Below are 10,106 nucleotides of genomic sequence, written 5' to 3'. Positions count from 1 at the left end.
CAGGTGACCCCAGTGGGCTGCCACCGGTCGAGGACAGCACCTGTCCTCGACCGGTGGCAGACTCATGACCATGGTCGAGACCTCGGCACGGCTGCTGCGCCTGCTCTCCCTCCTCCAGTCCCCGCGCGAGTGGTCCGGCGCCGAACTCGCCGAGCGGCTCGGCGTCACGCCGCGCACCGTCCGCAGGGACGTGGACCGGCTGCGCGGCCTGGGCTATCCCGTGCACTCCAGCACGGGCACCGCCGGCGGCTATCAGCTCGGCGCCGGAGCCCAACTCCCGCCGCTGCTCCTCGACGACGAGGAGGCGGTCGCCGTGGCCGTCGGTCTGCGGGGCGCTGCGGGCGGCGGCGTACAGGGCATCGAGGAGTCCTCCGCGCGGGCGCTCGCGAAGCTCGAACAGGTGCTGCCGCAGCGGCTGCGCCGCCGGGTGAACGCGCTGAACCTCTACACCGTCCCGATGACGCGGGCGCACAGCGGGCCCGCCGCCGACGCGTCCGTCATCGCCGAACTCGCCCACGCCTGCCGCGATCACCAGCAACTGCGGTTCTCGTACGAGGCGCACGACGGCACCACGACCAGGCGTGCCGTCGAACCGCACCGGCTGGTCAGCACCTACCGGCGCTGGTATCTGGTCGGCTGGGACACCGAGCGCGAGGACTGGCGCACCTTCCGCGTCGACCGCATCACCCTCACACCGCCGCACGGCCCGCGCTTCGCCGCGCGTACGCCCCCGGCCGAGGACCTCGCGGCGTGGGTCTCCGAGGGCGTCGCCGTACGGGCCTATCCGGAGCAGGTGACGGTGCTGCTGGCGGTGCCGGTCGAGCGGGCGGCCGAGGTCGTGACGCTCTCGACGGGCACGCTGGAGGCGGTCGACGAGCATCGCTGTCTGCTGCGCACCGGCGGCCCCTCCCTGGAAGTGATCCTTCCGTACATCCTGATGCTGGGATTCGACTTCGAAGTACGCGCCCCCGAGGGGCTGTTCGACCAGGTCAGGGCGTTGCGCGACCGGCTGGACCGGGCGCTCGGGGAAAGTTGAGGACTTCCTTCCGCTCTGCTGCCCTTCCCTTCCGCGCAGCCGCTTCCCCACTGCTTCCCCGCCGGTTCCCGTCCGCTTCCGCGGTGACTTCCCCGTACCCGCGGGAGTGGGGAGCGCGGACGGCGGGAGAGCGCGTTACGCCGGAATTGTGCAAGCGATTGCGACGCAGAAGTCACCGGCGCCTCCGCAGCGTTACCGGACCACCGGCGCCACGGTGAATTGACGGGCGCCGCCGAATTTCTGACGGCCGGTCCGCGCCGGAATTCCGGTACGGGAATCCGTGCCCGGGGTGAGCCGGAATGCACCCGTGCAGAGAAGCCCCGTACGAGTGACACGGTGAACGCCGAGGCGTACGGCGGCCCTTGTGACAAGAGTGTGACCAGCCGACGATACGGCCCGGACTTCCGGCGGTACGGTGGCGGCATGGCACCGGAATCCGCAGCCCAGGACAGCCCGCAGGACGACACCGAGAGCTACGTCGGACTCTCCGCGGAAGCGGCGGAGGAGCGCGCACGCGCACGTGGCTGGAGCACGGTGCGGTCGCTGCCGCCGGACGCGATCATCACCATGGAGTTCCTGAGCGGACGGCTCAACTTCGCCGTGGACAAGAGCACGGGCGAGGTCGTGCGCTGCTGGAAGGGCTGAGCACCCGTACCCCTCGGCGCACGGCGCACGGCGCACGACACACCCAGCGCACAGCACTGCGGCCCCGGCGCCCCGAGAGGGCACCGGGGCCGCAACACGGCTGTCCGGACGGCTACTTGCCGCGCGGGCCCAGGGGACCCGACTGGACCGCGCGCACCGACGGGCGGTCCGTGTAGGGGCGGTGCGGCCCCGAGGGCGGCTGAGGGCTGACGGGCGCCCGCTCCGCGCGCAGCGGATGCTGACGCATCGGCCCCGGATGACAGACCCGCGCCGCCCCTATGCCCGTCCCCGACGAGGACGTGGCAGCGGCACGGCCGCCGATGACCGCGGTCTCGCCGTGCTGGGCCTCCTCCTGCGCCGCCGCCAGCTCCTCCGCCGACAGCCGTCCGCCCGTGTGCGGCAGCAGCGTGCGCCGGGCGACGGGGGAGAGCGGCGAGGGCACCAGACGGCGGCCGGGACTCGTGGCGCGTGTCCGCACCCTCCAGGCCTGGATGCGGTCCTCGGCCCAGGCGATGACGGGCTCGGCCCACGGGAGGCCCAGGAGGATCAGCAGCCCGGCGGCCCAGCCGAGCAGGACGTCGCTCACCCAGTGCGTACCCAGGTAGGCGGTCGTCGCGCCGACGCCGAGGGCGAAGTTCGCGGCGACCACCGACAGCACCCTGCGGGCGCGCGGCGTGGTGGCGAGATACGCCAGAATGCCCCAGGTCACAACGGCGTTGGCCGTGTGACCCGAGGGGAATATGTCTCCGCCGGCGAAGAGTTCGGGCGATCCGACGGCCGTCGCGTAGTGCGGTCCGAGTCTGCCGAGGCCGATTTTCACCGCGCCCACAGTGGCGTTGAGGGCCAGCAGCGCCGTGCCCAGCACCAGCAGCGGACGCAGCGTGCGCTGCCGCCAGGAGCGCCAGCCCAGCCAGGCCGCGACGAGGACGGCGGTGGGACCGCGCTGTCCGAGGACGACGAAGTAGTCGAGGAACTCGTGGAGTTGCGGCCACTGCTTGTAGGGCCGGAAGAGCATGACCTGCCAGTCGAGCCGTACCAGATCTGACCGGATCAGCACGGCGACGACAATCGCCGCATAGAGCACCGAAGTGAAGCCGAACAACGCCTTGCGGGTTCGGCTCATCCGCGGGACTTCGCGGTTGCTCGGTCGCTCCGGCTCTTGTTCCAGCCGAGCGAGCAGTCGGTCGGTACGCACCCAGTCGACGTTACAACGGCTGTGAGACGTGGCCGCACAGGTGACGGCCGTTCGTGATGACGATGTGATGTGGAGTGTGTCTCACCGAACCCTTCACAAGGCCGAATTCCCGCAGCTTATCCGGGGTTTAGACACCGCATTCCGGATACCGCAGAGCAACGTCGCGGTCATGTCGCCGCGTAATTTCTGTTCACCGCCGGTCGATGCAGAATTCGGCCGGCCTTTTCCCTTCCGATTCCCCTTCCGCGCCCCGGAGTTGACGTACGGGCGTCCGCGGGGCGGCCCTCGGGTGCGTCTCGCGCGGCCTCTGGGGAGGTGCGGTGCAGGTGAGGCGTAGGTGAGGTGTGCCACGCGGCCTCCTGGCAGACTCGCGTACCCTGACGGCCACTCGTCCTTCTTTCCGGGCCCGCGCCGCGCACCGTCCTCGCGGACGGACGCCGCACACGGCCCGGTGCCCCCACGTACCGAAGGAGCGAGCGCGAGAGGAGGTGCGCAGATGTCCGGGACCACCGCGGCCGGAGCCGGGGCCGGAGAGACGGCGGACTCATCCGCGCACGGGGCGGCACGCTCCGTCACCGGCGCCGCCACCCCCGGCCGCCCGCACATCAGCCGCTGGACCGTCCTCGTCGTCCTCTGCGCGAGCCTGCTGCTGGTGGCCCTGGACGCGACCGTGCTGCATGTGGCGGTGCCCGCCGTCTCCGAGCAGTTGCGGCCCGGCTCCGTCGAACTGCTGTGGATCGTGGACGCCTATCCGCTGGTGTGCGCGTCCCTGCTGATCCTCTTCGGCACGCTCGGGGACCGGATCGGACGGCGCCGGGTGCTGCTCTTCGGCTACGCCTTCTTCGCCGGCGCCTCGGCGCTCGCCGCGTACGCGCAGACGCCGGGCATGCTCATCGGGGCGCGTGCCCTGCTCGGCGTCGGCGGCGCGATGATCATGCCCGCGACGCTCTCGATCCTCCGGCACGTCTTCCCCGACCGGCGCGAACGGGCGCTGGCGATCGGCATCTGGAGCGCCGTCGCCGCCGTCGGGGCAGCGGTCGGCCCGCTGGTGGGCGGGGTGCTCCTGGAGCACTTCTGGTGGGGCTCGGTCTTCCTCGTCAACCTTCCGCTGATGGCCGCGGGGCTGCTCGTGGGGCGCTGGCTGCTGCCCGAGTCCACCGGCTCGCGCGAGGGTCCGTGGGACGTGCTGGGCGCGGTCGTGGCCGCCGGCGGTCTCTTCGGCGTCATCCTCGGCGTCAAGCACGCGGGCGGCGGCCATCCCTTCACACCGGGGACGGTCGTGCCGCTCGCCGCCGGGCTGCTGCTCCTCGGGTTCTTCGTGCGCAGACAGCGGCGGCGTACGTACCCGCTCATCGACGTCCGTACGGTCGCGCGCCGCGCCTTCGGCACGGCCGTGGGCTGCATCGTGCTCACGGTGCTCGCCCTGGTGGGGCTCGCGCTGATCGCCGCCCAGTATCTGCAGCTCGTGCTCGGCTTCTCACCGCTCCAGACGGGGCTGCGGCTGCTGCCGCTCTCGCTCGCGGCGATCGCCGCGGGGCTGGCGGGCTCCCGGCTGCTGGGGGTGCTGGGTCCCCGGCGCATGGTCGGACTCGGCTTCGTGCTGACCATCGCGGCGGTGCTCAGCCTGACCGGGCTCGGCGGCGAGGACCGGCCCGTGCTGCTCGTCGGCGGCTTCGTGCTGCTGGGCTTCGGACTGGAGACGACGCTCTTCGGCTGTTACGAGTCGATGCTCAACGAGGCGCCGCCCTCGCGTTCCGGGGGAGCGGCGGCGATCGGCGAGACCGCGTACCAGCTCGGGGCCGGCATGGGCATCGCCGTGCTCGGCAGCGTGATGAACGCCGCGTATGCGCCCGGCGTACGCGACGTTCACGGGGTGTCCGCCGCCGCGAAGGGCGACGCGAGCCACTCGCTGGGCGAGGCGTACGGCGTCGCGGCGCAGGTCGGCGGCTCCGCCGGGAACGCGCTGCGCTCGGCGGCGCGTGAGGCGTTCGTCCACGGCATGCACGTCACGCTGATCGCGAGCGCGGTACTGCTGCTCTTCGGGGCGCTGGCGGCGCTGCGGCTGCCGCGCGCGATGGAGAGCGGGGCGAGCGACGAGACGACGGCGACGGCGACGGCGGAGACGGCGGAGNTGCTCTTCGGGGCGCTGGCGGCGCTGCGGCTGCCGCGCGCGATGGAGAGCGGGGCGAGCGACGAGACGACGGCGACGGCGACGGCGGAGACGGCGGAGGCCGGGGAGACGGGCGGGACCGCCGGGGCGGAGCAGCCCGCGGGCCGTACCGCGCCGGAGCACGGGCAGTCCGTCACGGCCGAGGCCGGCGACGAGCGTCAGACGGCTTCCCCGTCCGTCAGCGGGCGGCTGCCGCGGCAGACCGCCCGGAGCCAGGAGCGCGCGGGGACGGTGAGGACCGCCGGAGCGAACGGCGCCGACGGCGCGAGCGGAGACGGAAACGGCAGCGGCAAGGGCCCAGGGCGCGAACGCGGCGACGGCAGCGGCCTGTTGAGCGGAATCACGCGGCCCTGAACTGCGACATCCCGGTGCCGTGATGCGATGACGACCTGACGCCGTCGGGCCGCGGGTGAGCGGCGTACGGGCGCGCGGACCGTCCGGGCGAGAGGGGCTCCGCAGACACACGTCGGCCCCCGGGGAGGACGGTGACCCTCTCCGGCGGCGTTCCCCTCTCGGCCCGGATCAGCTCTGGTTGAAGAAGCCTCCGTCGGAGGCGCGGCGGCTCTCCCCGCCGACGATCTTGTAGTCGTCCGGCGTCAGCAGGAACACCCGCGTCGCGACCCGCTCGATGGATCCGCGCAGCCCGAAGGTGAGACCGGCGGCGAAGTCCACGACGCGCTTGGCGTCGGCGGACTCCATCATGGTCAGGTTGATGATGACGGGCACGCCGTCGCGGAACAGTTCGCCGATACCGCGGGCGTCACGGAAGCCGTCGGGCGTGACCGTCGCGATTCTGGTGCCCTGGTCCTGAGCGGCCTCCGCCGTCACCCGGATCCGCGGGTCCGTGACCCAGGGCTCCTGGGCGGCGTCTCCGGGCTCCGGCCCCTCGGCGTAGTCGTCGTCGTAGTAACGCATCTCGCTGTCGTCGACGAGGCCCAGCCAGGCACTCGCCTTGCGCACCGATCCCATGGACGCCTCCTCTCCTCTGCGCGGTCCGTCCGCGGTCACATCGAGCAGCTCCCCCCCAGGGAGTCCGCATCTCCCATCGTCGTCCATGATGCGGATGTTGCGCCAAGTGGTTACCTGCCCAGAACGGTTTTCGTGACGGTACTGGTGCAGAAACTTATGGCGCCGGGTCAGGGAACTTGTGGGGCACGTGTGGTGACGGTGTGCAAGTCGTGCGCATCCCCGACGACTTCCGGCGGGGAGGCAGGCGGTGCGGAGCGCCCCGCACACCATGGTGGCCTGCCGTTGAAGTGATGCCGCCCCGCGACGCGTGCGAAACACTGTGCGAGGAGTCAACAGCACGGCGGAAAAGGGGTGTTCGGGCTCCCGGACGTGGTGTCCCGCTCATCTTCCGCAGGCGCGCGGCCTGTTGGGTGCGGGGAAGCGGAGCCGCCGGGCGCGCCCGGCTGTCGTGGTGCACGGCGCGGGCGGGCGTGTGTGAACTCCTCGCGTGCGCCCGGAAATCCGTGAACGCGCCTTCGTGAAGCCCCCCCCGGATATGGGGTGCGGACGCTTCGCGTAATCGGCCCGGAGCGCTCTTCGCCGCCCGCGTGCCGGCACCCTGGACGAAATCCCGTGCGTCGAACAGGAATCGGCGGACAGAACAGGACAAGTGCGCTTGTTGTGCCAGTTGAGAGCATGAATTTCCGTTGTCGCCCCCAGTCTTCAAACAAGGGATCGACGCGATGAGTTCCGCTGTGTACGGTCGGCCTGCGCACTTCGGCTTTCTGCCGGGTCGATCACGCTTCGGCCTTGTGCGACATGAGTCGTTCTCGTAATACTCATGGGTATGAGTTGGCATGGACGCGACTTCCTTCGGGCAAGGAGTCGGTGTCCGTACTTCCTCCGGGGCTTCCCCACAAAAGCCGGGGCGGCCTCAACCCCCCACTGGAGGTTCAGAGTTGAAGAAGATATCGAAGCGCCAGATGGTCATCGCGGGCGCGGGTGTCGCAGCGCTCGTCGCCGGGTCGCTGACCCTCTCGACGGCCAACGCCGCGGAAGACGCCGCCCCCAGCCTCAAGTCCCTCTCCAGCACGTCGGCTTCGACGCTCGCCTCGAAGCTCACGTCGGACATCAAGGGTGACGCCGGGTCGTACTACGACGCGAAGGCCAAGAAGCTGGTCGTCAACGTCACGGACCAGGACGCCAAGGAGAAGGTCGAGGCGGCCGGCGCCGAGGCCAAGATCGTCCAGCACACGATGGCCCAGCTCAACTCGGTCAAGGACGCCCTGACCAAGAAGGAGATCCCGGGCACTGCGCGCGCCGTGGACGTCAAGACCAACAAGGTCGTCGTCACCGCCGACAAGACGGTCAAGGGCGCGAAGCTGGCCGAGCTGAAGAAGGCCGCCAAGGCCGAGGGCAGCAAGGTCGAACTGAAGCGCAGCGCGGGCAAGTTCACCACCAAGATCGCCGGTGGCGACGCCATCTGGGGTGACGGCGGACGCTGCTCGCTCGGCTTCAACGTCACGCTCGACGGCAAGCCGGCCTTCCTCACCGCGGGCCACTGCACGACGGCCATCTCGAGCTGGTCCGACAGCGAGGGCGGCGACACGATCGCCGAGAGCGGCGACGGCAAGTTCCCGGGCAACGACTACGGCATCGCCACCTACACCGGCGACACCGACCACCCGAGCGAGGTGGACCTGTACAACGGCAGCACCCAGGAGATCTCGGGCGCGGCCGAGGCCGAGGTCGGCCAGGAGGTCCAGCGCAGCGGCAGCACCACGCAGGTACACGACGGCACGGTCAAGGCCGTGGACGCCTCCGTCACGTACCCCGAGGGCACCGTCGACGGCCTGATCGACACCGACGTCTGCGCCGAGCCCGGTGACAGCGGCGGCTCGCTCTTCGCCGACGACAAGGCGCTGGGCACCACCTCCGGCGGCAGCGGTGACTGCTCCTCGGGTGGCGAGACCTTCTTCCAGCCGGTTCCCGCGGCGCTCGAGGCACTGGGCGCCGAGCTTCCCTGACGGGAACGGACACCTCCGACGTGTCTGAGGCGCTCGGTGTGACCTCACGCTGAGCGCCGTCCGCCAAGGAGACGGCACCGTCACACATGCGGAACCCCCGGGCCCTGCCCGGGGGTTCCGTCGTGCTCGCCGGTCTTCGCGAGCCTTCGCCCGCCGCCGTCACCGCCTCACTCGGCGGCGACCAGCTCCGCGATCTGCACCGCGTTCAGGGCCGCGCCCTTGCGGAGGTTGTCGTTGGAGAGGAAGAGCGCGAGGCCGTTCTCGGTCGTCTCGTCCACGCGGATCCGGCCGACGTAACTCGGGTCCTTGCCCGCGGCCTGGAGCGGCGTGGGGATGTCGGAGAGCTCCACGCCCGGTGCCGCCGCGAGGACTTCGCGTGCGCGCGCCGGTGTGATCGCGCGCTCGAAGCGGGCGTTGACCTGGAGGGAGTGGCCGGTGAAGACGGGCACGCGCACACAGGTGCCCGACACCTTCAGTGCCGGGATGTCCAGGATCTTCCGGCTCTCGTTGCGCAGCTTCTGCTCCTCGTCGGTCTCGTCCAGACCGTCGTCGACGACCGAACCGGCCATCGGCAGCACGTTGAAGGCGATGGGACGCGCGTACTTGTCCGGCTCGGGGAAGTCCACGGCGTCGCCGTCGAAGGTCAGCCGCGTCGCGTCGCTCTCGACGGCCTTGTTCGCCTGCTCGCTCAGTTCGGCGACGCCGGCCAGACCGCTGCCGGAGACCGCCTGGTACGTCGCGACGACCAGGCCCGTCAGCCCCGCCTCGTCGTGCAGCGGACGCAGTACGGGCATCGCGGCCATGGTGGTGCAGTTGGGGTTGGCGATGATGCCCTTCGGGCGGTGCCGGGCGGCGTCCGGGTTCACCTCGGAGACGACGAGGGGCACTTCGGGGTCGAGCCGCCAGGCGGAGGAGTTGTCGATGACGACGGGGCCCTGTGCGGCGACCTTCTCCGCGATGGCCTTCGACGTCGACCCCCCGGCGGAGAACAGCACGACGTCCAGCCCGGAGTAGTCGGCGCTCGCCGCGTCCTCGACGGTGATCTCGCCGCCCTGCCAGGGAAGGGTGCGCCCGGCGGAACGGGCGGAGGCGAACAGACGGAGCTGTTCGACGGGGAGTTTCCGCTCGGCCAGAATCTCCCGCATCACGCTGCCGACCTGGCCGGTGGCTCCGACGATCCCGATCCTCATGGGGCTCCTCTTCTGTGCGTGTCCTGTACGGCCCCGCGCGGACTGCGCGCGGGGCCGTGTCCCGACTGCGCTCTGCATGCGGGCGGCGCCGCCGTCTCTCACGGCGGGCGCTGGCACTTCTACCCTGCCCTGCCGCCGCTACGATCGGCCACTTCTTTGACATCGGTCACACGCGGTGGCCGCCTCCGACTGCCCCGGCCGCCCCGGCCGTCCCCGCTGCCTCAGCCGTCTCGTTTCCGTACGCCCGCACCCGCGTCCGCCGAGCCGTATCGAAGCCGCCGGAGCGTCAACCGGCCGCGCCCCGCGGGCTGTTCGGGAACCCCGTCGCCGGGCGGTGTTCCGGGGTGCGCCGGGCGGTCCCGTACCGCCGGTGAGCTGCGGAGAGTCCCCGCGCACACTGTTCGAACGAGAGTTCGATACCTGGTCTATGGTGGGGGTGTACCGGAGGACGTCAGAGGTGCGGATGCGGCAGGAGGTGCGTGCGATGCCGAAGTTCGTGCACCTGCACGTCGCTTCCGGTTTCTCCCTGCGATACGGGGCCTCGCACCCCGAGACGCTCGCCGAACGCGCCGCCGAGCGCGGCATGGACGCGGTCGCGCTCACCGACAGGGACACCCTCGCCGGAGCCGTCCGCTTCGCCCGCGCGAGCGCGGCGGCGGGAGTGCGTCCGGTCTACGGGGTGGACCTGGCCGTGGCAGGGCGGCCGGAGACCAAGAGCGCGGTGCGCCGCCGCCGTACGCCCGTCAAGGGCGGTGCCTTCATCGACGAGTCGGCGCCCCGCGCCGTCTTCCTCGCCGGGCGGGGAGCGACGGGCTGGGAGCGGCTGTGCCGGCTGGTCACCGCGGCGCACGCCTCCGGCGCCGAGCGCCCCCTGCTGGAGTGGGCGGACCTGGCG

At 71.5% G+C, this 10,106-nt stretch carries 7 protein-coding genes and 1 pseudogene; 5 read left to right on the top strand and 3 right to left on the bottom strand.

Translation table 11 applies throughout. From position 1 onward, the window contains the following. Nucleotides 1-70: 70 nt before the first annotated feature. Nucleotides 71-1,036 carry a helix-turn-helix transcriptional regulator gene (locus tag AN218_RS26640; protein ID WP_070019651.1) on the top strand — a complete coding sequence of 322 codons (966 nt, stop codon included), beginning with the start codon at nt 71-73 and terminating at the stop codon, nt 1,034-1,036. A 423-nt stretch (nt 1,037-1,459) separates the two neighbouring features. Further along, a complete protein-coding gene (locus AN218_RS26635) occupies nt 1,460-1,681 on the top strand; it encodes an I78 family peptidase inhibitor (RefSeq protein ID WP_070019649.1) in 222 nt (73 codons plus the stop codon). 112 nt (nt 1,682-1,793) lie between these two features. On the opposite strand, the gene AN218_RS26630 is transcribed toward AN218_RS26635, so the two are convergent. Then, nucleotides 1,794-2,876, bottom strand: coding sequence for a phosphatase PAP2 family protein (locus AN218_RS26630; protein WP_070019648.1), 1,083 nt, complete (start codon nt 2,874-2,876; stop codon nt 1,794-1,796). 496 nt (nt 2,877-3,372) lie between these two features. Between AN218_RS26630 and AN218_RS26625 the strand changes: the two are divergent. Next, nucleotides 3,373-4,957: pseudogene (locus tag AN218_RS26625) on the top strand (MFS transporter); the annotation flags it as partial. A 611-nt stretch (nt 4,958-5,568) separates the two neighbouring features. On the opposite strand, the gene AN218_RS26620 reads toward AN218_RS26625, so the two are convergent. Next, entirely contained in the window at nt 5,569-6,015 is a 447-nt protein-coding gene (locus AN218_RS26620; protein ID WP_070019646.1) for a cell division protein SepF, read from the bottom strand. 962 nt (nt 6,016-6,977) lie between these two features. Between AN218_RS26620 and AN218_RS26615 the strand changes: the two genes are divergently transcribed. Continuing rightward, entirely contained in the window at nt 6,978-8,021 is a 1,044-nt protein-coding gene (locus AN218_RS26615; RefSeq protein ID WP_070019645.1) for a S1 family peptidase, read from the top strand. A 167-nt stretch (nt 8,022-8,188) separates the two neighbouring features. Here the strand turns inward: AN218_RS26615 and AN218_RS26610 are convergent, their stop codons facing one another. After that, nucleotides 8,189-9,211, bottom strand: a complete 1,023-nt coding sequence (locus AN218_RS26610; protein ID WP_070019643.1) for an aspartate-semialdehyde dehydrogenase — start codon at nt 9,209-9,211, stop codon at nt 8,189-8,191. A gap of 484 nt (nt 9,212-9,695) precedes the next feature. Here AN218_RS26610 and AN218_RS26605 point away from each other — a divergent pair. Continuing rightward, nucleotides 9,696-10,106: PHP domain-containing protein (locus AN218_RS26605; protein ID WP_141747705.1), on the top strand; the 411-nt coding region annotated here is incomplete at its 3' end.

The organism is Streptomyces nanshensis, from assembly GCF_001751255.1.
In the GTDB taxonomy this organism is placed as follows: Bacteria; Actinomycetota; Actinomycetes; order Streptomycetales; family Streptomycetaceae; genus Streptomyces; species Streptomyces nanshensis_A.
This window is presented reverse-complemented; position numbering and strand designations above follow the sequence as displayed.